Annotated in this window: 24 protein-coding genes; 9 read left to right on the forward strand and 15 right to left on the reverse strand. The window is 70.5% G+C overall.

The features are described from left to right. Positions 1–329: methylmalonyl-CoA mutase family protein (locus tag ACFYNU_RS32110; protein ID WP_356593153.1), on the reverse strand; the 329-nt coding region annotated here is incomplete at its 3' end. Further along, on the reverse strand, positions 326–2206 hold the full coding sequence (locus ACFYNU_RS32115; RefSeq protein WP_356593155.1) for a methylmalonyl-CoA mutase subunit beta: 1881 nt from the start codon (positions 2204–2206) through the stop codon (positions 326–328). The genes ACFYNU_RS32115 and ACFYNU_RS32110, both read right to left, overlap by 4 nt. A 343-nt stretch (positions 2207–2549) precedes the next feature. Between ACFYNU_RS32115 and ACFYNU_RS32120 the strand changes: the two genes are divergently transcribed. From ACFYNU_RS32120 to lnt, 4 genes are all read left to right on the forward strand, one after another. After that, on the forward strand, positions 2550–3422 hold the full coding sequence (locus tag ACFYNU_RS32120; RefSeq protein WP_356593157.1) for an undecaprenyl-diphosphate phosphatase: 873 nt from the start codon (positions 2550–2552) through the stop codon (positions 3420–3422). A gap of 230 nt (positions 3423–3652) precedes the next feature. Continuing rightward, positions 3653–3823: a hypothetical protein gene (locus ACFYNU_RS32125; RefSeq protein WP_356593159.1), complete on the forward strand. Its 171-nt coding sequence runs from the start codon at positions 3653–3655 to the stop codon at positions 3821–3823. 294 nt (positions 3824–4117) lie between these two features. Continuing rightward, the gene (locus ACFYNU_RS32130; RefSeq protein ID WP_356593161.1) at positions 4118–4576 is read left to right on the forward strand and encodes a nuclear transport factor 2 family protein; all 459 of its coding nucleotides are present in this window, start codon (positions 4118–4120) and stop codon (positions 4574–4576) included. Between the two features lie 154 nt (positions 4577–4730). Then, entirely contained in the window at positions 4731–6338 is a 1608-nt protein-coding gene (gene lnt / locus ACFYNU_RS32135) for an apolipoprotein N-acyltransferase (RefSeq protein ID WP_356593163.1), read from the forward strand. Here the strand turns inward: lnt and ACFYNU_RS32140 are convergent. Next, positions 6262–7167: a Gfo/Idh/MocA family oxidoreductase gene (locus tag ACFYNU_RS32140; RefSeq protein WP_356593165.1), complete on the reverse strand. Its 906-nt coding sequence runs from the start codon at positions 7165–7167 to the stop codon at positions 6262–6264. The two genes, lnt and ACFYNU_RS32140, sit on opposite strands and share 77 nt — an antisense overlap. 202 nt (positions 7168–7369) lie before the next feature. On the opposite strand from ACFYNU_RS32140, the gene ACFYNU_RS32145 reads away from it, so the two are divergent. Further along, the gene (locus ACFYNU_RS32145) at positions 7370–7837 is read left to right on the forward strand and encodes a hypothetical protein (RefSeq protein ID WP_388768037.1); all 468 of its coding nucleotides are present in this window, start codon (positions 7370–7372) and stop codon (positions 7835–7837) included. 41 nt (positions 7838–7878) lie between these two features. Here ACFYNU_RS32145 and ACFYNU_RS32150 read toward each other — a convergent pair whose 3' ends face one another. The 7 genes from ACFYNU_RS32150 to ACFYNU_RS32180 all read right to left on the reverse strand — a co-directional run bounded on the left by ACFYNU_RS32150 (position 7879) and on the right by ACFYNU_RS32180 (position 13852). Further along, a complete protein-coding gene (locus ACFYNU_RS32150) occupies positions 7879–8340 on the reverse strand; it encodes a hypothetical protein (RefSeq protein WP_356593169.1) in 462 nt (153 codons plus the stop codon). A gap of 122 nt (positions 8341–8462) precedes the next feature. Next, positions 8463–9146, reverse strand: a complete 684-nt coding sequence (locus ACFYNU_RS32155; RefSeq protein ID WP_356593171.1) for a uracil-DNA glycosylase — start codon at positions 9144–9146, stop codon at positions 8463–8465. Positions 9147–9226: 80 nt separating this feature from the next. Then, positions 9227–10807, reverse strand: a complete 1581-nt coding sequence (locus ACFYNU_RS32160; RefSeq protein ID WP_356593173.1) for an ABC transporter substrate-binding protein — start codon at positions 10805–10807, stop codon at positions 9227–9229. Between the two features lie 108 nt (positions 10808–10915). Continuing rightward, complete coding sequence (locus ACFYNU_RS32165; RefSeq protein WP_356593175.1) at positions 10916–11692, reverse strand: SDR family oxidoreductase; 777 nt, start codon at positions 11690–11692, stop codon at positions 10916–10918. A gap of 17 nt (positions 11693–11709) precedes the next feature. Further along, positions 11710–12471 (reverse strand): 3-oxoacyl-ACP reductase FabG, encoded by a 762-nt coding sequence (gene fabG / locus ACFYNU_RS32170; RefSeq protein ID WP_356593177.1) that lies wholly within the window; start codon positions 12469–12471, stop codon positions 11710–11712. A gap of 146 nt (positions 12472–12617) precedes the next feature. Beyond that, a complete protein-coding gene (locus tag ACFYNU_RS32175) occupies positions 12618–13001 on the reverse strand; it encodes a DUF3037 domain-containing protein (protein WP_356593179.1) in 384 nt (127 codons plus the stop codon). Beyond that, positions 12998–13852: a HipA family kinase gene (locus ACFYNU_RS32180; RefSeq protein ID WP_356593181.1), complete on the reverse strand. Its 855-nt coding sequence runs from the start codon at positions 13850–13852 to the stop codon at positions 12998–13000. Before ACFYNU_RS32180 ends, ACFYNU_RS32175 begins: the two co-directional genes overlap by 4 nt. Positions 13853–14342: 490 nt before the next feature. Here ACFYNU_RS32180 and ACFYNU_RS32185 point away from each other — a divergent pair, with 490 nt between their 5' ends. The 3 genes from ACFYNU_RS32185 (at position 14343) to ACFYNU_RS32195 (ending at position 16713) form a co-directional block, all read left to right on the forward strand. Further along, complete coding sequence (locus ACFYNU_RS32185) at positions 14343–14696, forward strand: PRC-barrel domain-containing protein (RefSeq protein ID WP_356593183.1); 354 nt, start codon at positions 14343–14345, stop codon at positions 14694–14696. A gap of 343 nt (positions 14697–15039) precedes the next feature. Further along, positions 15040–16137 (forward strand): glutamate--cysteine ligase, encoded by a 1098-nt coding sequence (locus ACFYNU_RS32190; RefSeq protein WP_356593362.1) that lies wholly within the window; start codon positions 15040–15042, stop codon positions 16135–16137. Positions 16138–16356: 219 nt separating this feature from the next. Beyond that, positions 16357–16713 (forward strand): hypothetical protein, encoded by a 357-nt coding sequence (locus ACFYNU_RS32195; protein ID WP_356593185.1) that lies wholly within the window; start codon positions 16357–16359, stop codon positions 16711–16713. A 34-nt stretch (positions 16714–16747) separates the two neighbouring features. On the opposite strand, the gene ACFYNU_RS32200 is transcribed toward ACFYNU_RS32195, so the two are convergent. Together ACFYNU_RS32200 and ACFYNU_RS32205 are read right to left on the reverse strand one after the other, a co-directional pair. Continuing rightward, on the reverse strand, positions 16748–17512 hold the full coding sequence (locus ACFYNU_RS32200; protein WP_356593187.1) for a glucose 1-dehydrogenase: 765 nt from the start codon (positions 17510–17512) through the stop codon (positions 16748–16750). A 92-nt stretch (positions 17513–17604) separates the two neighbouring features. Next, positions 17605–18207, reverse strand: a complete 603-nt coding sequence (locus tag ACFYNU_RS32205) for a ScbR family autoregulator-binding transcription factor (protein ID WP_356593189.1) — start codon at positions 18205–18207, stop codon at positions 17605–17607. Positions 18208–18386: 179 nt separating this feature from the next. Here ACFYNU_RS32205 and ACFYNU_RS32210 point away from each other — a divergent pair, with 179 nt between their 5' ends. Continuing rightward, a complete protein-coding gene (locus ACFYNU_RS32210; protein ID WP_356593191.1) occupies positions 18387–19322 on the forward strand; it encodes a ScbA/BarX family gamma-butyrolactone biosynthesis protein in 936 nt (311 codons plus the stop codon). Positions 19323–19377: 55 nt separating this feature from the next. On the opposite strand, the gene ACFYNU_RS32215 is transcribed toward ACFYNU_RS32210, so the two are convergent. The 3 genes from ACFYNU_RS32215 to ACFYNU_RS32225 all read right to left on the reverse strand — a co-directional run bounded on the left by ACFYNU_RS32215 (position 19378) and on the right by ACFYNU_RS32225 (position 23148). Further along, the gene (locus tag ACFYNU_RS32215; protein ID WP_356593193.1) at positions 19378–20511 is read right to left on the reverse strand and encodes a nucleotide disphospho-sugar-binding domain-containing protein; all 1134 of its coding nucleotides are present in this window, start codon (positions 20509–20511) and stop codon (positions 19378–19380) included. Positions 20512–20537: 26 nt separating this feature from the next. Further along, on the reverse strand, positions 20538–21242 hold the full coding sequence (locus tag ACFYNU_RS32220; protein ID WP_356593195.1) for a methyltransferase domain-containing protein: 705 nt from the start codon (positions 21240–21242) through the stop codon (positions 20538–20540). A gap of 304 nt (positions 21243–21546) precedes the next feature. Then, positions 21547–23148, reverse strand: a complete 1602-nt coding sequence (locus tag ACFYNU_RS32225) for an MFS transporter (protein WP_388768112.1) — start codon at positions 23146–23148, stop codon at positions 21547–21549. Between the last annotated feature and the right edge of the window lie 511 nt (positions 23149–23659).

Raw genomic sequence — 23659 nt, forward strand, 5'->3', positions numbered from 1 at the left:
GCGAGATTGCGCCGGTAGAACGCGTTGGACTCCTCGGCGGTCGAGAAGCCCGCGTACTGACGGATCGTCCACGGCTGATTGACGTACATCGTCGGATAAGGACCCCGAAGATACGGCGCGATCCCCGGATACGTCCCGAGGAAGTCCACGCCCGCCAGGTCCTGCGGCGTGTAGAGCGGTTTGACGTCGATGCCCTCGGGAGTGTTCCAGACGAGGTCGGCGTCGCTCCTGCCGGTGCTCTCCTTGACGGCGGCGCGCCACTGTTCCTCGTGTCCGCCGGTGGCCGTGGCGGGCCCCAGGTCGATGCCGGTGAAGTCGGGGACGGTCATCGCTCCACTCCCAGGTGGTCGAGGGCGACCGAGAGTACGGCGACGGCGTCGACGCCCACGGCGACGAACTCGTCGACTCCGGCCCGGATGAGGGTCTCGCGCTGTTCGCCGGGGCGGCCCGCGAGATAGACGCGGGTGGCGCCCGCCGCCTTGAGTGCGGCGGCGACCTGTTCGGCCTGCTCGGCGTAGAGCGGGTCGCTGGAGCAGAGACAGGCGAGGGTCGCGCCCGAGGCGGTGAGGGCGTCGGCCACCGTGGTGGCGTCGACGGTGACCGGGTCGTGGACCGGTTCGATGCCGCCGGACTGGAAGAGGTTGGACGCGAAGGTCACGCGCGCCGTGTGCGCGGCTGCCGGGCCCAGTGCGGCGAGCAGGACGCGGGGGCGGGCGCCGGTCGACGCGAGGTGCGCGTCGGAGCGGGCCCGCAGGGTCTCGAAGGCGTCGTCGCGGTGGACGGTGGGCAGTCCGCCGGTCGCGGCCGGGGGCGGTGCGTCGCGTACGACGGGTGTCTCGGCCAGTTGGGGGAACTCGCTGACGCCGGTGACCGGTTCACGTCGGCGGGCCAGCTTCTCGGAGCGGGTGGCCCAGGTCGCCGCGAGGCGTTCGGCGATCAGACCGTCGCGCAGCGCGGCGCGCTGGCCGCCGGCCCGTTCGATATCCTGGAACCAGGCCCAGGCGGCGTGCGCGAGGTCGTCGGTGAGGCGTTCGACGTACCAGGAGCCGCCGGCCGGGTCGATGACACGGCCGAGGTGGGACTCCTCGATGAGGATGGTCGAGGTGTTGCGGGCGATGCGGCGGGCGAAGCCGTCGGGGAGCCCGAGGGTGTGGTCGAAGGGCAGCACGGTCACGGCGTCGGCGCCGCCGACCCCGGCGGCCAGCGAGGCGACCGTGGTGCGCAGCATGTTCACCCACGGGTCCCGACGGGTCATCATCACCGAGGAGGTCACGGCGTGTTGGCGCTGGGCGGCGCCGGCCGATCCCGCTCCGCTGACCTCGGCGACCCGCGCCCACAGCCGGCGCGCGGCACGGAGTTTGGCGATGGTGAGGAACTGGTCGGCGGTGGCGGCGTATCTGAACTCCAGCTGGCCGCAGGCCGCTTCGACGGAGAGTCCGGCGGCGGTCAGGTCGCGCAGCGCGGCGACGCCCGCGGCGAGCGAGCAGCCGAGTTCCTGTGCGGGTGAGCCGCCGGCGTCGTGGTAGGGCAGGGCGTCGACGACCAGGGCGCGCAGCCCGGGGTACTCCCGGTGGCACAGCCCGGCGAGTTCGGCGGCGGCGTCCTGGAGTCCGGGGGTCTCGTCGCCGGTGCGGGCGAGGCGGCCGATCGGGTCGGCGCCGAGGGTGCCGCGCACCTCGCCGCGCGGGACGTCCCGTTCGTCGTACAGGCGCAGCAACTCGGCCGCCGCGCCGGGGAATTCGTCGCCCGCGTCGAGCGCGATCGGGGCGAGGTCGAGATAGACGCCGTCGAGTGCTTCGGCGAGTGCGGCGACGGGCACGCCCGCCGCGCCGACCGCGAGCCACAGCGAGGTGGCGCCGCCCGCCAGGTCGTCCAGGACGGCCTCGTTGGTGCGCGCGGGGTCGGTGCGCGCGTGGCGCTGGCGTACGTCCCAGCCGCCCGGCGCCGGGCCGCCGGGGGTGCCGCCCCGGGTGAAGGGCGCGAAGCCCGGCAGGCCGCCGTCGCCCGGGTCGTCGGTGGCGGTGTAGAGGGGACGGGTCGTCAGCCCGTCCTCAAGTGATGTCGAGAGTGCGTCCTCGGCGGCGGCCCCCGAGACGTCCCGACCGGATTTCCGGAGTACCCCGGCCACCAGACCCTGCCACTGCTCATGGGTCGGTGCGGGGAACTCGGCTGCCAGCGATAGCCCGCTGTCGGGCAGGAGCGTCATGCCGCGATGTTAGGACAGCGCGTTCGGCGGTCATCAGGTTGAACCGATGTGACCTTGCCCTCTCCCTCGTACGCCCCCTGACTGCCCCCCTATGCGCTCCCCCGCCGACCCCTCACCCCCCTAGGGGCGCCTTCGGTTCCGGGTCTCCCACGCCTGGGCAGGGGGTTGGCGCCGGAGCGTAATCCGCAGCGGCTACGCTGCCCCAGACCGGCGCGTGATGCCCCCTCCACACACCCGTACGGATGAGCGATTTCCGCGCGCCGATTTTTCAGTCCGAAACCCGCCACTGCCCCGTGTTCACACCGGCCGGTGCACGATCTTTTCTTGGATGGCGTAGCACCCAATGTCTTGGTTCGAATCACTCATCCTCGGACTCGTCCAGGGGCTGACCGAGTTCCTGCCCATCTCCTCCAGCGCGCACCTGCGGCTGACGGCCGCCTTCGCCGGCTGGCACGACCCGGGTGCGGCGTTCACCGCGATCACACAGATCGGCACGGAGGCGGCGGTCCTCATCTACTTCCGCAAGGACATCGCCCGGATCGTGTCGGCCTGGTTCCGGTCGCTGACGAACAAGGCGATGCGCTCCGACCATGACGCGAAGATGGGCTGGTTGGTCATCGTCGGCTCGATCCCGATCGGTGTGCTCGGGCTGGCGTTCAAGGACCAGATCGAGGGGCCGTTCCGTGATCTGCGGCTGATCGCGACGACGTTGATCGTGATGGGCATCATCCTCGGCATCGCGGACCGGCTGGCGGCGCGCGACGAGTCCGGCGGCAAGCACCGCGCCGTGAAGGAGCGCAAGTCGCTGAAGGAACTGGGCGTCAAGGACGGTCTGATCTTCGGTTTCTGCCAGGCCCTGGCGCTGGTTCCGGGTGTCTCGCGGTCGGGTGCGACGATCAGTGGTGGTCTGCTGATGGGCTACACCCGTGAGGCGGCGGCGCGTTACTCGTTCCTGCTGGCCGTCCCGGCCGTACTGGCCTCGGGGGCCTTCGAGTTGAAGGACGCGGGCGAGGGGCATGTCTCGTGGGGGCCGACGATCTTCGCGACGATCGTCGCCTTCTTCGTCGGATACGCCGTTATCGCGTGGTTCATGAAGTTCATCACCACGAAGAGCTTCATGCCGTTCGTGATCTACCGGATTCTGCTCGGCATCGCGCTGTTCGTCCTTGTCGGTACGGACACCCTGAGCCCGCACGCGGGCGAATCCGGCGGCTGACCGCACGTCCGGGGCCGTGCGGAGGGCCCGTACGAAAGGGGCGGTTGGCCGCCCGGTGTGCCGAAGGACACGTTTGCGTGACGCCCGGTCCAGGACGGCCGGGCGGTGGCCGAAACCCTTGGCGGGACTGGGATCGGAGCTGACACTCCGTGGGGTTGCCCTGTCGGCGTGTGAGGTATGACGCTCCCCGAACGGCCCGGGAGGTGCGCGGCGGCCCGTACGGTTGCCATATGTCCACCACTTCCTCCTCCGCTTCCGCGGCGTCCGGCGCCGTCGCGGCCAACGAGCGCATCCGCGCCCTGGTCGACGCGGCCGACGGCACCTGGCCGGCCGAGGAGTACGAAGTCCTGCTGCTGGAATGGGCGGCGGCCTTGCACGACTCGGTCGACGAAGCCGCCTAGCCCGGGAGCCCGTACGGCCCACGCGGGCCACGCGCGAAGGCGCGCGTATCGAACGTCAGACGTCAGGCCCGGTTACGCGGTGACACCGCGTGACCGGGCCTTCCGCATGGCTGGGTCCCTTTCCGTGACCGGGCCTCTCTCCGTGACCGGGCCCTTCTCCGTGGCCGGTGCCGCCGTCCTCGTACATGCACGGGGCGTGAACGCCGGGCGATATCCGGCCGATCTCATGGACCGGATGATCGACAGATCCGCTCAGCCCTTGGCCTGGGGCCTCCGCTGCCGGAGACTGACCCGATGACGCAGCGTGTGGATCTCGCGACCGTGATGGACCAACTGGCCATCGACGAGGTGATCAGCGGTTACGCGACAGCCGTTGACGACTCCGACTGGCCCGGCCTCCGTGCCCTCTTCACGCCCGACGGGCGCGCCGACCACCGGGCCGCCGGTGGCATCGAGGGACCGGCCGCCGAGGTCGCCGACTGGCTCGCGGGTGTGCTGGGCCGCTTTCCCGTACGCCAGCACCTGATCGGCAACCGGCGGCTCACCTTCCAGGACGGCGGCGGCTACCCGGGTGATCGCGCCGAGGTACGGGCCGACTGCCTGACCACGATGTTCCCGGAGTCCGGCGAGGTGACCTGCGCCATCAGCCGCTACACATTCGGCCTGTCCCGCACGGACGACGGCTGGCGGCTCCACCAGGTCGTGGCCCGGGAGCAGGCCCGGCGTGGTGCCGGTGCCACCGCGGAGGGCTGACACGGCGCGGCGCCGACGCGCCGTGGCCGCCCTGTTGCCGTCCGTCCCGTCTGCCGCAGACTGATCGGAAAGCGCCACCCGCCGGTGGGACGGGTGTACGGGCGCGGCAGGCGGACAGACTCCACGGCGGACGGGCGGCACGAGGAGGCGCGGCATGCGGGTTCCGGCCGACCGGGAGAGCTGGGTCCGCCGCTCCACCTCACCGGTGTGGCGGGGCGCCGCGGCCGTGACGGCCGGCGCGCTGCCCGCGCTCTCCTTCCCCGAACCGGGCCTCTGGTGGTTCGCGTACGGCGCGCTCGTCCCATGGATGCTGCTCATGCGTACGGCTCCGACGGGCCGCCGCGCAGCCCTGGACGGCTGGCTCGGCGGGCTGGGCTTCATGCTCGCCGTCCATCACTGGCTGATGCCGAGTCTGCATGTGTTCACTGTGTTGCTGGCCGGGCTGCTGGGGCTGCTGTGGGCGCCGTGGGGCTGGCTGGTGCGCCGGATGCTCGGCGGGCGCCCGTCAGCGCGCCGTACTGCCGCCGCGCTCGCCGTGCTGCCGTCGGGCTGGCTGCTGATCGAGACGGCGCGGTCCTTCGAGGGCCTGGGCGGTCCGTGGGGGCTGCTGGGCGCCAGTCAGTGGGAGGTCGCCCCCGCGCTGCGGCTCGCCTCGGTGGGCGGTGTGTGGCTGGTGACTCTTCTGGTGGTCGCGGTGAACACCGCCCTGACCGTGCTGCTGACGGTGTCCACGGCCCGTACGGCCGCCGTCGCGGGGCTCGTGGGGTCCGCCGTCGCCGTGACGTCCGCTTGGCTGTGGGCGCCGCGCCCGGAGCACTCGGGGCAGGCGCGTGTCGCCGTCGTCCAGCCGGGTGTCTTCGGCGGCCACGACAGCGTCGAGCGACGCTTCGACCACAGCGAGGAGCTGACCCGCTCGCTGGCCGGCCGGGATGTCGATCTCGTGGTGTGGGGCGAGAGCAGTGTGGGTCACGACCTGGCCACCCGGCCCGATCTGGCCGCGCGTATCGCCGTGCTCTCCCGCCGGGTCGGCGCCGAGATCCTGGTCAACGTGGACGCGTCCGGCTCGGACGCGGCGGGACGCACGGGGATCTTCAAGAGTGCGGTGCTGGTGGGTCCGAACGGTCCGACGGGCGACCGCTACGACAAGATGCGGCTGGTGCCCTTCGGCGAGTACGTCCCGGCGCGCTCGGCGCTCGGCTGGGCGACATCGGTGGGCAAGGCGGCGGGCGAGGACCGCAGGCGCGGCACCCGCCAGGTGGTCATGGTGCTGCCGGGCGAGGGGCGGGGCGGGCTGCGGCTCGGCCCGCTGATCTGCTTCGAGTCGGCCTTCCCCGACATGAGCCGGCGCCTCGCCAGGGACGGCGCGCAGTTGCTCGTCGCGCAGTCGTCGACATCGTCCTTCCAGCGGAGCTGGGCACCGGAGCAGCACGCGTCGCTGGCCGCGCTGCGGGCGGCCGAGACAGGCCGGCCCACCGTGCACGCCACCCTCACGGGCATGAGCGCGGTGTACGGCCCCGAGGGCGAGCGGGTCGGCAGCCCGCTCGGCACGGGCGGCGACGCGAGCGCCGTGTACGAGCTGCCGCTGGCGGGCGGCACCACCGCGTACGTCCGGTACGGCGACTGGCCGGTGTACGGCGCGCTGGCCGTGCTGGCGGCCCTGTGCGCCGCCGAGGGCGCCCGCGCGCTCAGGCGGCCTGTGCCCGTACCGCCAGAACCACCCGTTCACACAGCTCGTGCGTCAGCAGAGCATCCCGGGCGCTGAGCGTCTTCCCGGCGCGTACGGCGTCCAGGAACGTCAGCACGCACTGCTCGATGCCGCGCTGCCGGGCCACCGGCACCCAGTCGCCGCGCCTGCGGACACTGGGCTGGCCCTTGTGGTCGATGATCTCGGCGAGGTTGTGGACGGCCCGCTTGGTGTCCTGGCCGGAGACTTCGAGGATCTCCTCGGTCGAGCCGTTCATCCGGTTCATCATGCCGATGGCGGTGAAGCCGTCGCCGGAGAGCTGGAGCACGACGTGGTGGGCCAGGCCCTCGCGGGTCCGGGCGCGGACGTCGATGTGCTCGACGGGGCCGGGGAGCAGGAAGCGCAGGGTGTCGACGACATGGATGAAGTCGTCCAGGACGAGGGTGCGGGCGTCCTCGGGCAGGCCGACGCGGTTCTTCTGCATGAGGATCAGGTCGCGCGGATGTTCCAGGCACTGCGCGTAGCCGGGCGCGAAACGCCGGTTGAAACCGACGGCCAGGCTCGTCCCGCGCTCCTCGGCGAGGGCCACCAGCCGCTCGGAGTCCGCCAGTTCGTACGCGAGGGGCTTGTCGACGAAGGTCGGTACGCCCGCTTCGAGCAGCCGGGTGACGATCTCGGCGTGGGCGGACGTCGGCGCGTGCACGAACGCGGCGTCCAGGTCCTGGGCGAGCAGGGCGTCGAGGTCGGCGTGGCGCCGCTCGGCGGGGATGTGGTGGGTGTCGCCGACCCGCGTGAGGGTGGCCGGGGTCCGCGTCTGTAGATGCAGCTCGGTCCCGGGCAGCGTGGTGAGCACCGGCAGATACGCCTTCTGGGCGATGTCGCCGAGCCCTATGCAGCCGACCTTCACGTGGGTCTCCCTGTCGCCTTGCCGCGGTCCTGAGTTCCCGCGCGCCCGTGCGCGAGGGCCTCACCTGCGGACCCTTCCTCGCAGCATACGGGCGTGGCGGGGGCCGCCGGTCGGCAACACCTGGGTCCGCCGCGTCACCCGTGCGGGTCACACCCCCGCGGTTACCGCCCCGGCACGACGTGCGGTCAGCAGAGTTGACCGGGTGACGCGGCGGAGAAGAGCGACAGCGGTGGTCCTGTTCGGTGTGGCCGTCGGCGGGGTGTCGGCCTGTGTGGCGGTGGAGCCTCCGGTTGGCAGCGGCTCCGGCGCGTCCGGGTCGGGTGTCGGCGCCGTACGGGGGGCTCCGGCGCGGGCCGCCGTGGCGCCGCGCATCGTGCAGCCGCAGGCGCGCGAGGTGCTGGAGGCCGCGTCCCCGCCCCGTCGTACGCCCGCGCCGCGCCCGTCGCGCCAGGCCGGGACCGACGCCGTACGGCCACCGGCGGAGTCGCCCCGCCGTGTCACGGCCGTACGCCCGCCGGCGCCGCCCGAGCCGGCCGCGCCGACCGTCCCGGCGGTGCCGACCGCGCTGCCGGACCTGGGCGCCGGGCTGTGCGCGCTCGGTACGGGGTACGGGTCCTGGGCGCCGGGCGGTCCGGAGAGCCGTATCTGCCGGGAGGTGTACGGCGGCTGACGGTGCCTCTCGTCGCCACTCGGTGGCCGCTCAGTCGCCGCTCAGTCGTCCAGCAGGCGGCTCTCCAGCCGGCCGATGGCGGTCCGGACGCCGTTCCCGTAACCGTCGTCCCCCAGCACGTTCACCGCGGCGCGTGCCTGGGAGAGATGGAGCCGTGCGGCGTCGGGGCGCTGGAGCTTCAGATAGTCGGCGGCGAGGTTGAGATGGAGCGAGGGGTAGAACGCCCGTACCGCCGACGCCGTGCGGGCCGGGGCCGGACCCGGGTCCTGCGCCGCGGTCAGTGCGCGCAGGTCCCAGGCCAGTTCGTCACCGGGGTCGTCCTGGGTGTCCGCCATGTAGTGCGCCAGTGTGCAGCGGTGGAGCGGGTCGCCCGACTCGCCGATCTCGGTCCACAGCTCGCCGAACCGGTTGCGCGCCTCCTCGCGGTCACCGCCGTGGAGCAGCATGACCGCCTGGCCGATCCTGGTCAGGACGGCGTCCTCCGACACTTCGCGCTGCTCCATCGTCTGCCGCCTCCCGCGCCCGTACGGTCGATCCCGTCCGGCCCGACGCTAACCGCAGCGACCGGCAATCCGGCACAGGCTCACCCGCCCGGCGCGGACCGCCGGGCGCGGGCGGGGTCCGGTCAGCCCAGGTCGGGGATGCGCCAGTCGATCGCCTTGTGTCCCTGCGCGGCGATGGCCTCGTTGATCTGGGTGAACGGGCGCGAGCCGAAGAACTTCTTCGCCGACAGCGGCGACGGGTGCGCGCCCTTCACCACCACGTGCCGTGTCTCGTCGATCAGCGGCAGCTTCTTCTGCGCGTAGGCACCCCAGAGCACGAAGACCGCGGGATCCGGCCGGGCGTCCACGGCGCGGATCACCGCGTCCGTCACCTGCTCCCAGCCCTTGCCCTTGTGCGAGTTGGCCTCGCCCGCCCGCACCGTCAGGACCGCGTTGAGCAGCAGCACACCCTGCTCGGCCCACGGCATCAGATATCCGTTGTCCGGGATCGGGTGGCCCAGCTCCTCCTTCATCTCCTTGTAGATGTTCCGCAAGGAAGGGGGCGTGCGCACACCGGGCCGCACCGAGAAGCAGAGACCGTGTCCCTGGCCCTCGCCGTGGTACGGATCCTGGCCGAGGACCAGCACCTTCACCTGGTCGTACGGCGTGGCGTCGAGCGCGGCGAACACCTCGTCGCGCGGAGGGTAGACCGGTCCCTTCGCGCGCTCGTCCTCGACGAACTCGGTGAGCTCCTTGAAATAGGGCTTCTGCAGCTCGTCGCCGAGGACGCCGCGCCAGGACGCGGGCAGCATGTCGGTGTCGGTCACGTCAACAACCTCCGGTAAGCGATCAGTTGGTCCACTCCTGAACCTACCGGTGACCACTGACAATCGCCGTCGCGGGACGGCTACCAGCTGGCCTTGCGGCTGAACTCCCACAGCTGCATGACCGTCTGCGGGTCGAGCGCCCGCTCGCCGCCGCTGATCTCCTCGGACGCCGCCACGTAGAGCTTGCCCTGCCACAGGGGCAGCAGCCGGACGTCCTCGACGAGGATCTCCTGGGCCCGTTCGAACTGCTCGATCACCGCGCCGCGGTCGCTCTCGCGCCGCGACTGCGGCAGCAGTTCGTCGGTGATCTCGGAGCTCTCGTAGGGGGTGCTGAGCGCGTTGTTCTTGCCGACGAAGGGGGCCACGAAGTTGTCCGGGTCCGGGAAGTCGGGGAACCAGCCTCGGCCGAAGACCGGGTACTCGCCCTTCTGGAAGCCCGCCTGGAAGTCCTTCCAGGGCTTGCTCTTCAGTGTGATCTTGAAGAGGCCGGAGGCTTCGAGCTGGCGCTTGAGTTCCGCGAACTCGGCCACCGTGCCGGAGCCGTAGCGGTCGGTCGTGAACCACAGGGTCAGCGGCACGGGTGTGTCGATGCCGGCGTCCTGGAGGATCCCGCGCGCCTTGTCGACGTCCGGGTCGCCGTACTCGTCGAAGAAGCTCGTGGCGTGCCCGGAGATGCCCTTGGGGACCATCGAGTACAGCGGCTCCGCCGTGCCCTGGTAGACCTTGGCCACCAGCGCGTCGCGGTCGACCACCTGGGCCACCGCCTGCCGTACCGGCAGCTTCGCCGCCGACTCGTCCTTGGGGTTGAACACCAGGTAGCGGATGTCGGCGCCGACGGTCTCGATCAGCTGAAGGTGGTCGTTCTCCTCCTTCTTCTGTTCCAGCTCGACGACTTCCTCCGAGGTCAGACCTCGGTAGATGACATCGATCTCCTTCTTCTTCAGGGCTCCGAACATCTTGTCAGAGTCCTGGAAGTACTGGATCGTGACGGCCTTGTTCTTGCGGTCGGCGAAGCCCTTGTAGCTGGTGTTCTCGGCGAGTTCGGCGTCGCTGCCCGGTGTGTACGACTGGAGCGTGTACGGGCCGGAGCCGGTGAGTTCGCCGTCGTCGCGGAGCTTGCCGGCCGGGTACTCCGCCGGGTCGACGATGGACATCGCGGGGGCGGCGAGGACGAACGGGAACGTGGCGTCGGGCTTGTTCAGATTGAACGTGACGATCAGATCGCCGTCCGTGGTGACGCTGTCGAGGGACGCGAGGAGTCCGTTGGGACCACCGTTCGCGTTGATCTTCACGATGCGGTCGAACGAGTGCTTGACGGCGTCGGCGTCGAGCTTGTGCCCGTTGGAGAACGTCAGGCCCTCGCGGAGCTCGCAGCGGTAGACCTTGTTGGTCGAGTCCGTGAACTTGCAGTCGTCGGCGGCGTCGGGCTGGGGAGTCGTGCTGCCGGTGGGGAAGGCGACGAGGGTCTGGAAAACGTTGCGGTACAGCTCCCAGGAGTTGTCCCACGCGGCGGCCGGATCGAGCGTGCTCGGCTCACTGGTGGTACCGATCGTGATCTTCTGATCCCCTTCGGCGCTGTCCGCCGAGAACAAGCCACATCCGGCCAGCAGGGATATGGACGCGAGGGCTGCAGCCGCCTGCAGACTGGTCCGGTTGAACACGTGCACGCTCCTTGTTCAGCCACGAGTCGGCCGACCATACCGCAGCGCCCCATCGGTTCAATATGCATGTCCGATGGGGCACTTAAAGCCATTTACCGACAAAGCGTGTCAGTGCACACCGGCATTGAGGAAAATTCCGCCGTCGACGACCAGTGTCTGCCCGGTGATCCAGTCCGACTGGTCGGACGTGAGGAACGCCGCCGCGCCGCCGACGTCCTCCGGCACCCCGAGGCGGCCCAGCGGGTAGGCGCCCGCGGCCTCGGCCTCCCGGCCCTCGTAGATCGCCTGCGCGAACTTCGTCTTCACCACGGCCGGCGCGATGGCGTTGACCCGCACGCCGGGCGCGAACTCGTGAGCCAGCTGGAGGGTCAGATTGACCATCGCGGCCTTGCTCATCCCGTACGCGCCGATGAACGGCGACGCGGACACCCCGGCGATCGACGCGATGTTCACAATCGCACCGCCGTGGTCCTTCTGCCAGGCGTGCCAGGTCCGCTGGGCGAAGCCCAGGGCCGAGATGACGTTGGTCTCGTAGACCTTGCGCGCCACGCCCAGGTCCAGCTCGGCCATCGGGCCGAACACCGGGTTCGTCCCGGCGTTGTTCACCAGATGGTCGACGCGGCCGAACTCCTCCATGACCCGGTCGACCGCGGCGGCCTGGTGGGCCTCGTCGTGGGCCTTGCCGGGGAAGCCGATGGCGCGGTCCGCGCCCAGACGCTCGACCGCCTCCTTGAGAGCGTCCTCGTTCCGTCCGGTGATGCACACCCGGTCGCCGCGGGCGACGAACGCCTCGGCGATGCCGTACCCGATGCCGCGGCTCGCACCGGTGATCAGTGCGACCTTGCCGCTGTCGGGCCAGCCGCCGTCGTTCGACTGCTGCGTCATGTCGCTCACTCTCCGCTTCAGTTGAGGGGTCCGCCGGCGACGTACAGCACCTGGCCGGAGACGAATCCGGCGTCCTCGCCCGTGAAGAAGGCGATCGCATTCGCGATGTCGTCGGGGACGCCGACCCGCTGGACGGGGATCTGGGTGGCCGCCGCCGCCTGGAAATCCTCGAAGCCCATGCCGACGCGGGCGGCGGTCTGGGCGGTCATCTCGGTGACGATGAACCCGGGGGCGACGGCGTTGGCGGTGACGCCGAACTTGCCCAGCTCCTTCGCCAGTGTCTTGGTGAAGCCCTGGAGTCCCGCCTTGACCGCGGCGTAGTTGGCCTGGCCGCGGTTGCCCAGCGCAGAGCTGGAGGACAGATTGACGATACGGCCGAACTTCGCGTCCACCATGTGCGCCTGGCACGCCCGCGCCATCAGGAAGGCGCCCTTGAGATGCACGTCCATCACGGTGTCCCAGTCGGACTCGCTCATCTTGAAGAGGAGGTTGTCCCGCAGCACGCCGGCGTTGTTGACGAGGACGGTGGGCGCGCCCAGCTCGGCCGCGACGCGCGCCACGGCGGCCTCCACCTGGGCGGCGTCGGAGACGTCGCAGCCGACGGCGAGGGCCTTGCCGCCGGCGGCGGTGATGGCGCCGACGGTCTCCGCGCAGGCCGCCTCGTCCAGGTCGAGTACGGCGACGGCCCGGCCCTCGGCCGCGAGACGTACCGCGGTCGCGGCGCCAATGCCCCGCGCCGCCCCGGTCACGACGGCGACACGCTGCTCGGTGGTGGACATGCTGCTTCTCCTCGTCCTTGGATCGCGGCGTCCGGCGCGAGCGCGCTGAGCGACCGCTTAGTATTCAGCTGCCGTGACGCTAGAAGCCCGGCCACCCGGTGTCAACGGCCCACGGGGGCGGCGAAGATATGTCACACCGCGAGGCGCTACCGCACCAGCAGGTCGAGCAGCCGCTCCACCTCGGCCGACGGGTCGAGAGTCAGACCCGTGTGTACGGGGCCGGGCTGGACGACCGTCGAGCGGGGCGCGATCAGCCAGCGGAACCGGCGCCCCGCGTCGTCGCGCGCCGCCGGCCCGGCGGGATCCCCGCCCGCGCAGACACCCTCGACGGCCCGCAGCGCGGCCCGTACGCCCGCCACGTCGGCGTCCGGCGCCAGCGCCGTGAGGCGGGACTCGTCCAGGTGCGTACGGGCGGCGACGAAGGACTTGGCGCGGCAGTAGACGAGCACACCCGCGTTGATGAACTCCCCGCGCTCGACCCTCGGCACCACGCGCAGCGGCGCGTACTCGAACACATCGCGTCCGTTCACCGGGCGTCGCCTCCGCTGTTCTTCTTCGTGGGATGCGGCCAGGGCGTGGCGTGTTCGGTCAGCCAGCCGGGGGCCTGGGAGGGGCGCTTCCCGGTGGGCGCGTCGAGCGTGAGGCGTTCGTGGATGGTGGCGGCGCGCGGCAGCAGCGCCTCGACGTAGGCGCGGCGCACCGCGTCGGTGGACTCGAACCCCGGCTCGTCGACGAGCCATTCGTCCGGCACATCGGCGGCGACCTCGGTCAGCAGCTCCTCGGTGACCAGCGGCGCGAGGTCCGCGGCGGCCGAGGCGATGTCGGGCCGGAACGGCGCGAGGACATGGTCGGACGCGTCGTACCCCTTCGCGGCCGACGCCTCGGCCCCCGGCCAGTTGTGGTGCCAGATCATGGTGGCGCCGTGGTCGATGAGCCAGACATCCCCGTGCCACACCAGCATGTTGGGGTTGCGCCAGGACCGGTCGACATTGTTGATGAGCGCGTCGAACCACACGATCCGCCCGGCCTCCGCCGGACCCACCTCGTACGCGAGCGGATCGAACCCGAGCGACCCGGGCAGAAAGTCCATCCCGAGGTTCAGCCCACCACTCGCCTTCAGCAGCTCCTGCACCTCCTGGTCGGGCTCCCCGAGACCGATCACGGGGTCGAGCTGCATGGTCACCAACTCCGGCACCCGCAGCCCGATCCGGCGCCCGAGCTGCCCGCAGATGACCTCGGCGACGAGCGTCTTGCGGCCCTGCCCGGCGCCGGTGAACTTCATGACATACGTTCCGAGATCGTCGGCCTCGACGATCCCCGGCAGCGAACCGCCCTCACGCAGCGGTGTGACATAGCGGGTCGCGATGACCTCACTCAGCATTCTCCCAGGCCACCCATCTCATCAACCTTGGAACCCACGGATGCCGTCCGGGACGGCAGCGGCCAGGAGTCCCCGTCGGCCCGTCGATCGCGCCGTGCCCCTGGTTCCGGCCTTGCTCCCGGCCTCCGGCATGAAGTGAGCATAGTAACCGAGGGTGACCGTGGGCGAGGAATGCCGCAGCGGCAGCGGCTGACGAGCCGTCACGCGAGCCCTGATGTGACGGCCGCCACATTGCCTCTGATCCAACAGTTGCCCTAGGGAAATTTTCGCCTTGTCACCTGCGGAAATACGCAGGTGGGGACCGGTGGGGGCAGGCCGCTGCGGTCGACGCCGGAATTCATTCTGGGCGGCAGGGTGTGTGAGGACCGGATCGTCGGGCACTCGCTGAGTCAGGGAAAGCGTTCGCCGTTGAACGGACGGAGCGCGAATTCCGCCCAGCTGTCAGTTTTTAGTGCTGGGAAAGCATTTCTATGTGTGAGGGAGACGTTTCATGAGTGACAACATCTGGGGTTACAAGCCGACCGCCGGCCACACCGCGGGCACCGACCTGATCGGTTACAAGGTCGAGGCGACCGACGGCAGCATCGGCAAGGTCGACAAGCACTCCGACGACGTCAGCTCCTCGTACCTCGTGGTCGACACGGGCGTCTGGATCTTCGGCAAGCACGTTCTGCTGCCGGCCGGCGTCGTACGCACGGTGGACCAGGCCGCGCGCACGGTTCTTGTCGATCTCACCAAGGACCAGATCAAGGACTCCCCGGAGTTCGACAAGGACAAGCACGTCGGCGACACGGGATATCACCAGCAGGTGGGCGGTTACTACGAGGGCCACCGCCCCCGCTGACGCGGAGCACCACATTCCGAGTGTGGGCGGACCGGGTACTTTCCGGTCCGCCCCACTCGTGTGTCCTCCAAAAGGAATTTCGCGGATCGACAGCGGGGAGCGGATTGACCATTTACTCAATTTCGAATTGGTTCAACAGCCGGTGCCCGGATTCGCGCGGAAGGCGCCCGTCGGTGGACCGGCCGGGCTTCGGTGGGGTGAATCTCGCTTCAACGCGCGGGCTTGGGGCACCCGCAGGACAGAGTGATCTTCGGGTTGTGAGCCCCGGCAGCTTCTCTTGGCCGTGCGCGGGCATCTCCCTCGCTGCGGGCTCTCAGCGATCGGCGGCGAAAGGGCAGTGATGGTGCGGAGTGTGGGTGTCGAGGAGGAACTTCTCCTGGTGGACGGGGAGAGTGGTGAGCCACGCGCGCTGGCGACGGCCGTGCTGGCAGCCGCCTCACGTGAGGCCGGCGGCGAGGAGGAGGTGTTCGAGGCCGAACTCCACCGCCAGCAGCTGGAGTTCGCCACCCGGCCCCAGACCGACATGGGCGAACTGGCGGAGGAGATCGACCGCTGCCGGGCCGAGGCCGCCCGGCACGCAGAAGGGCTGGGCGCGACGGTCGCCGCGCTCGCCACCTCACCGCTCCCCGTCAGCCCCTCCATCGGCTTCGGCGAAAGGCACCGCTGGCTGGCGGAGCACTTCGGACTGACCACCCAGGAGCAGCTCACCTGCGGCTGCCACGTTCATGTGTCGGTCGAGTCCGACGAGGAGGGCGTGGCGGTCCTCGACCGGATCCGCCCCTGGCTGGCCGTACTGCTCGCGGTCAGCTCGAACTCGCCCTTCTGGCAGGGCCAGGACAGCAAATACAGCAGCTACCGCAGCCGGGTGTGGGGAAGGTGGCCGTCGGCGGGACCGGTCGAACCCTTCGGCTCGGCCGACCGCTACCACCAGCAGGTACGCGAGATGATCGGCACCGGGGCCCTGCTGGACGAGGGAATGATCTACTTCGACGCGCGGCTCTCCCACTCCTTTCCGACCGTCGAGGTCCGGGTCGCCGACGTCTGCCTGGACTCCTCCACCACTGTGCTCCTGGCCACGTTGGTCCGCGCCCTGGTGGAGACGGCCTCCCGGCAGTGGAAAGCGGGCGAACCGCCGCCCCGGCACCGGGTGGAGCTGCTCCGGCTCGCCTCCTGGCGCTCCGCGCGGTCGGGGCTGGAGGACCAGCTGATCCACCCCCTCACCATGGAGCCCGCCCCCGCCGAAGCCGTCCTGCGCGCCCTGTTCGAACACGTACGGAGCGCGCTGGAGGACAGCAACGACACCCTGGCCGCGCAGGAAGCGCTGGCCACACTCCTGAAGACCGGCAGCGGGGCACGGGTCCAGCGCGAACTCCTGGCTCGGACGGGTGATCTGCGCTCCATGGTCACCGCCTGCGCCCGACGCACCCTTGGGGAGAGGTGAGCGGCTGACCGCGACCAGGCGGGCCGATTCCGCCAACTGTCGGCACGCCTGGTAGCGCGGGTCTTACGATGGGTGACCCGCGTCTCTGGAGTTCGTATGGCCGCCGAGCACCACCCGGACCATTCGCCCAAGACCCCGCCCCCGCCGGAACGTCCTGTTGAGCCGCCGCGACCAACACCGGGAGAACCGGTGAAGGCACGCGGTCGGCTACGAATGAGCATGGCGAACCGGCGAGCGGCGAACTGGGGTCTGGAGTCCGCCCTTTGGGCCCCCTCGAAGGCCCGCGGCCATGTGGTTGACCAGCTCCACGCATGGGGATTTGGGGAAGCCGACGACACGGCCGGGAGCATCGCCGAACTGCTCGTGTCGACGGCCGTGCACGACGGCGGCCGGCGAGTCAGTCTGCACCTGGCCGACCAGGACCGTCAGGCACTGATCGTGGTGCTCTCACACCGGGCCGGCCTCGCGGTGGCCGATGAACAGATCCTGCCCGCCGTCGCCGCGCTCGGCGCGTCGAGCTGCGGCGCCGACACGGCGGAAGACGGCCGTCGGCTCTGGGCCGTACTCGACCTGTAGGACCGGGCCACCACCACCGCCCCGCCGCGCCGCGTCACACCGCGCTGCACCCGCCGTCCACCGGCATCGCCGCTCCCGTGACGAAGGAGGAGCGCTCGCTGCACAGCCACAGGGCGGCCTGGGCCACCTCGTCCGGGTCGGCCAGTCTCGGCTGGATCGCGCGCGTGGTCATCGCCTCCACCGAGGTCTTGTCGATCACCGGGGCGAGGAGGTCGGTGTCCGTGCTGCCCGCCACGAGCGCGTTCACGCGGATGCTGTCAGGGCCGTACTCGGCAGCCGCGGCGCGGGTCAGACCGATGACCGCGTGCTTCGCGGCCACGTACGGCGCGGCGGCGCCGGTCGCGAACAGGCCCGCCGTGCTCGACATGTTGACTATCGCTCCGCCGGAGCCGCCGCTGAGCATCGCGGGGACTTGCAGACGCAGACAGTTCCAGACTCCGCGAACGTTGACGTCCATGATCGCGTCATAGGCGGAGTCGTCGAGTTCGTGCAGGCGGTCCCCGAACGTCCCCCAGCCGGCGTTGTTGAACGCGGCGTCCAGACCGCCGAATTCCCGCACGGTCGTGTCGACGGCCCGCCGCACGTCCTCCGCCACGGTGACATCGGCCGTCACCGCCAGCGCCACACCGCCCGCGGCCCGGATCCCGTCGGCGACTTCCTCCAGCCGGTCGCCCCGGCGGGCCACCAGGGTCACCGCGGCGCCCTCGGCCGCGAAGAGCCGTGCCGCCGCGGCGCCGATCCCGCTCGACGCGCCGGTGACCATCGCTGTTCTGCCGTGCAACATCCCCCGTGTTGTCATGCACCTCACTCAACACCAAGCGGCGGCGCGGGCGGAAGGCGTCTCTTCCGCCCGCGGAGGCATCCACCCAAGCCGTCCCCGCACGTCGGGTGTCAGAGCGCGGAACTCTCCCTGTCGCCGCTCCACCGGATGCCGGATCCGGCCTCGGGGGTGGCCACCAGTGGCAGCATCAGCCGCCACATCTCCTCTATTCGCTCGGGCAAGTCCTGTCGGCGAGTGGCGAGTTGGGCATGCATCTGGGCTCCGGTGCACGCGTTCACTATCACTCGCGCCAGCGCGTCCACATCGATGCCGGGCAGCAACTCACCGTCGTCGCAGGCGCGTCGCAGGGCGACCGCGATCAACTCGCCCCACTGGTGGTACGAGTTCTCCTGCTCGTCGCTGACGAAGTACTCCTGGTCCATCACCAGCCGTGCGCCCGCCAGCAGAATCGGGTCGTCCAGCAGATTCTGGGCCCAGGTCAGCGTGGTGTCGACGGCGCTTTGCAGACCGGTCGAGTCCCCGGCGAGCTTGAGCTGAGCCGGCTGCTGCCGCACTATCTCCCGCGCCAGCTCCTCCTTCGACGGGAAGTGCCAGTACAGCGCGCCGAGGGTCACCCCGGCGTGTTTGGTGATCCGGTGCACGCTCGATCCCGCGAACCCGCGAGCCGCGAACACTTCCGCCGCCGCCCGGAGAAGAGCTGTGCGTGTACGCATCCCGCGATCCTGTGGCACTTCAGTATCACTCCGCCTCTTAAGAAACACTCGACAAGCATTTGGGGCGCTCTTTACCTTGTGCTCGACGGGGAACCCACGCCTTCGACCCAACAGTCCCAGCTCAACACCCGCCCCCGGATTCCGCTGCGCACAATGCTGTCCAAGAAAGAGGACGCACCATGGCAACGACCGCAGGATCCACCATCGAACCGCGCCCGACCAGCGCGGTCCTCTTGAAGTACACACGGAAGACCGTCCGGGAGGAGATGCTCCTGGAGGACTGGCGGCATCTCGCCGGAACTACCCACACCGTCAACTCGCGGTGGCCCGACACCCATTCCTTCTACACCTCCGGCCCGGATTCCTACAATCCTCTGATCTTCGCCGAGACCATCCGGCAAGCTCTGTCTCTGCTGTCCCACACGGCCCATGACATACCCCTCAGCCACCGGCTGAGCTGGGAGTACTTCCACACGTCCCTGGCGCCCGCGGCGCTGCGCGGTGACCCTGAGGGCGCCGCGGTGGAGTTGACCGTCACACACACCGAGCCCGTGCGCCGCCGTCTCGGGTCCACCCACCTCACGGCGCACATCGCGGCCACGCGCGACGGCGAGCCGCTGGGCGCGGCGAAGGTCCACTACACCGCCCACCCGCCGGCGATCTACGATCGGCTGCGCGGCACCTACGCGAACGCGCTGGAGGCGACGTCCCGTGCGCTGCCTCCCGGCGCGCCGCTGTCCCCGCCGACGACCGTCGGCTGCCTCCGCCCGGCGGACGTACTGCTCTCGCCCACCGAACTCACGCGCCGCTGGCGGTTACGGGCGGACACCTCTCACCCGGTTCTCTTCGACCACCCGCACGACCACATGCCCGGGATGGTGCTGCTGGGGGCCTCTGCCCAGGCCCTGCGCGGTCTCGTGGACTCCGGACCCGCCGTGATCACCGGGCTGGACGCCGGCTTCAAGCGCTACACCGAGCTGGACGAGCCCTGCTGGATCGAGGCGTCCCCACTGACCCGCGTACGGCCGGGGGTGGTGTCCACCGAAGTCTCCGCCCGGCAGCACGACCGCACGGTCTTCACCTGCCTGGTGAGCGCGCACGTCCCGCGGCAATGACGAGTGCGGCCGGTCACCACCACCGTGTGGTGGTGACCGGCCGAACGCACGCCCCTCAGCGCACCAGCGCCTCCAGCGCCGGGACCACGGCAGGCGGCGGGGTGAGCCGGGCGATCTCCGCGGCGAGGAGTCCGGCGCGCTCCCGGTATCGGGGCTGTCCCAGCAGTTCCGCACAGGCGTCCCGGACGACGTCGGCGGACGCGGCGGACCGTGCGATGTTCAGTGCGGCACCGAAGTCCGCGACGCGCTGGCCCAGTTCGAACGTGGCGTCCTCCTCGGGGAGGATCAGCTGCGGCAACGCGGCATCGAGCGAGGTCAGTGACGTCATGCCGCCCGCGTGGTGCACGATCGCGTCACAGGTCGGGGCCACCACGTCCAGGGGCGTCCATCCGACGTGCGCGCCGGGGAAGTCCGCACGCAGCGCGTCCGCCATCGAGTCGGGGACGGCGAGGACGAGTTCGACGTCCAGCGCGCCGACGGCCTCGGCCAGATAGCGCACGTACGCGAGGTGGTTCTCGGGTGTGGCCCGGCTCCCCGGAGTCACACAGACCCGTGGCCGCGGGCCGGCGGTGTACATCCACCGCTTCACCTCGCGCTGACCGCCTCCGGGGCGCCAGCGCATCAGCGTCGCGGGCGAGGCGTTCTGGGGGCGGAGGCTGGGCGGGTAGATCTCGATCGGCAGATCGGGGGCGGGGAACCCGTCCAGCCCGGCGTCCTTCAGCTCGACCCGCAGCTCTTCGGCGGCGCCCTCGTCGACCTCGCTCCACTCCCCCATGTCGACGGCCTGCCGTACGAAGGGGACGCCCAGCCGGGTGGCGAGGATCGGCGCCGCGTAGTCGAGCCTGCCGCCCACCACCAGGTCAGGACGCCAGTCGTCGGCCAGCTCGAAGAGCCGGTCGAGACTTGAGGCCGCGAGCCTCCCGTACCAGCCGCCCGCGAACAGCCGCTGTTCGCGGGCGCCTTGGGCGGGGAAGGTCAACGGACCGCCGAACCGGTCGTGTTCACCGAAGTGGTCTTCGGTGAAGGGGGAGACTCCGACTCCCGGCAGACCGACGGACGCGACGACCGGTGTCATGGTCTCGGTCGAGGTCATCAGGACCACGTGCCCGGCGTTCCTGGCGGATGTCGCCAGCGGAACGAGCCCGAATATGGAGGCCGGATTGCCTCGGGCGATGAACAGAATTCGCACGTCTTCTCCTCGTTCGGGCACCGCGGTCAGCCGGCCTTCGGAAATATCTCCATGATCTTGAAGGTGACGTCGTGCCCCACCAGTCGCCTGGTCGCGCTGTCGAGCGGCTTGAGGGTGGTGCCGGCCTGCTCGGCCACCTCACGCAGCCGGTCGCTGTCGCCGAGGGAGTTGAACGTGACGAGTGCCCTGCCGTTCGGCGTCAGCCATGAGTGCACCTCGCTCAGATAGCGGCCCAGCGCCCCGTAACCACGGTCGAATATGGCCCATTCGACGTCCCGGGTGAATTCGAATTCCTGTGGCGCCTCGATGACGCTGCAATTCCAGAAGACGGTGTCGAACCGTTCGCCCTCGTCGAGGCCGGAGAAGACGTCGCTGCGCAGCACTCTGACGCGGTCGCTCACGCCGTGCCGAACGGCGTTGCGGGCGGCGTTCTCCACCGCGGATTCCGTGATGTCCGTGGCGGTGACGTGCGCGCACCCGTGCCGCGCGGCCCACACCGCGGTGACGCCGGCGCCGCAGCCGATCTCCAGGAAGCGGCCGTTCCTCGGATACGGGATGGTCCCGGTGTACCACTCCGTGCCCGTACCGGGACGCGGGGCGTACGCGCCGGGCAGCAGCTCCCACTCCATGCCCAGCAGTTCGAACGTGGACGACTCCCCTGTCGTGCCCAGCTCGTCGGCGAGCCGGCGGCCGAGTCGGTAGCGCTCTTCCGCCACATCGATTTTCTCCACCTTGGACACCTCTCATGTGTCGTCGACGCTGTGACTCGGCCTTGTTCCGAAGACGGCTGAGCCTGTTGCCGGAGAGAAAATCTCTCAGCCAGAGGTGCCACTGTGACCTTCGCGTATCGGCCCGTCAAAGAGAAGCCGGGAGGCCGGCGCCAAATCCCTTACGCGGCGCCGCTTTCCGCAATTGGGAGAGCATCCCGCGGTTGATGCCGGGCAGTTCTGAGCCACCGCCCGTATCCGAATTCGGGCGGGTACGCGAAGAGGTCCGGCGGCCTTGTACGGCTGCCGGACCCCGGGTGACGCGGTGTCAGTACTTGGCGGACACGCCCTCCGTGTCTCCGGAGGACTCCACCCGGATCTGCCCGGTGGTCTTGTCCATGCCGCCGTCTCGGCCGCCGTCCCCCTTCCCGTCGCCGTCGCCCTCGCCGTCGCCTTCGTCCGACGGTGGTGCCTCCGGTGCGTCCTTGGTGGCGGGCAGCGCACGAAGGAACAGTCCCGCGAGCAGCGCCGCGCCGGCCAGGCCCACCGCGCTGAGCAGGGTGGCGGCCTGGAGTCCTCCGGCGAACGCGTTCTGCGCGGCCTCCCGCAGCGCTGACCCGACCCCCTCGGGCAGCCGCTCGGCCGCGGCCAGGGCACCACCCACGGTCTCCCGTGCCTGGTCCCGCGCCGCGGCGGCCACTCCGTCCGGCATGCTGTCGGAGAGCCCGCCCTGATAGGTCACCATGGAGACGGTGCCGAAGAACGCCATCCCGCCCGCCAGCCCCAACTCGGCGCCGCTCTGGGAGATTCCGGAGGCCAGGCCCGCCTGTTCGGTGGGGGCGGAGCCCACGATCGCGTCCGTTGTCAGCGCCAGCGTCGGCGTCACGCCCGTGTACAGAATCGTGAAGCTGACCACCGTCCAGGCCAGACTGCTCTGCCCCGCGGTCACGCTGATCATCGCCGCTCCCACGGCGGCCATGCCGAGCCCCGCACCGATCACGACGGCCGGCCGCACCCGGCGTACCAGCCTCGGCGCCAGCAGCGTCGCACCGATACCGAACAGCACCGACGGCACCGTCCACAGTCCGGCGGCCAACGGGGACAGACCGATCACCGCCTGCAAGTACTGCATCACCAGCAGCTGCGAGCCCGCCATCGCCGCGACCGCGAGGGTCTGCGTGGCCAGTCCCGCGCTGAACGCGGACCGCCGGAACAGCCCGAGATCCACCAGGGGGTTCTCGATCCGGCGCTGACGGCGCAGGAACAGCGCGCCCACCACCAGACCGCCCAGCAGGAACGCCCCGGCCTGCACCGACAGCCCCGAGGACGCCGCGTGCTTGGCGCCGTAGACGACGCCCAGCACGGCCGCCAGGGACAGCGCGGCACCGGCCACGTCGAATCGCCCGGTCGCCTTCTCCCGCTGCTCCGGGAGCAGTACGGGACCGGTGACCAGCAGGAGCACCATGACCGGCACACCGATCAGGAACACCGAGCCCCACCAGAAGTACTGGAGCAGTGCCCCGCCCACGAGCGGGCCGATGGCCTCACCCGCGGTGAAGCACGTCATCCAGACCGCGAAGGCGAACGTCCGCTGGCCCGAATCGCGGAACATGCCCGACAGCAGCGCCAGCGTCGACGGCATCACCGTGGATCCGGCGATCCCCAGCAAGGCGCGGGCCACGATCAGCAGTTCGGCCGTCGGGGCGAACGCGGCCACCGCGGAGGCGACAGCGAACGCCGCCGCGCCAAGGAGCAGCAGCCTGCGCCGGCCGATCCGGTCGCCCAGCGTGCCCATGGTCATCAGGAATCCCGCGACGAGGAATCCGTAGATGTCCAGGATCCACAGCAACTGGCCGCCGGTCGGCGCGAGATCGGCGCTGAGGCTGGGCGCCGCCAGGTGCAGCACCGTCAGATCCATCGACAGCACCATGGTCGGCAGGGCCAGCACTCCCAGGCCGATCCACTCCCGCCGTCCGGCCCGAGCCGGAGCCTCTCTGGACACGTCGCATTCCTCCTCCGACCTTCCGGTCGTCACATAGTCAAATGACGTACGTGAGCCCCGCGTCGCGCTGCGGGACGTCGCACAGCGCGCGCCCGCACGGGACCTCTCCCGGTCCGTGACGGGGCGTCACACACCGGTGACGCTAGACCTTCTCATCAATGTGAGAGTCAACTCGCGACGATGACGGGAGGGCCGCGCGTGCCGGCGTACGCACGCCGCGCGTGCCCGGGTTACGCGCACAGGTACGCGGCACCCGAAAGCGACGCGTCCACCGCGCAGGAGCCTCGGCGCGGGCCGCGTTCCGCACAAGGGGAAGTGCGGAACTCTTCAGCAACCTACGACCCGTTTGGCGAATTCCGCATTTCCCGGCCACCCTCCGGGCCGCGTTTGACGCTGCCATGACCCTCTGAAAGGTTGGCCGACAGCCGTTCGATCCAGC

The organism is Streptomyces sp. NPDC006643 (assembly GCF_042870175.1).
Lineage (GTDB): Bacteria > Actinomycetota > Actinomycetes > Streptomycetales > Streptomycetaceae > Streptomyces.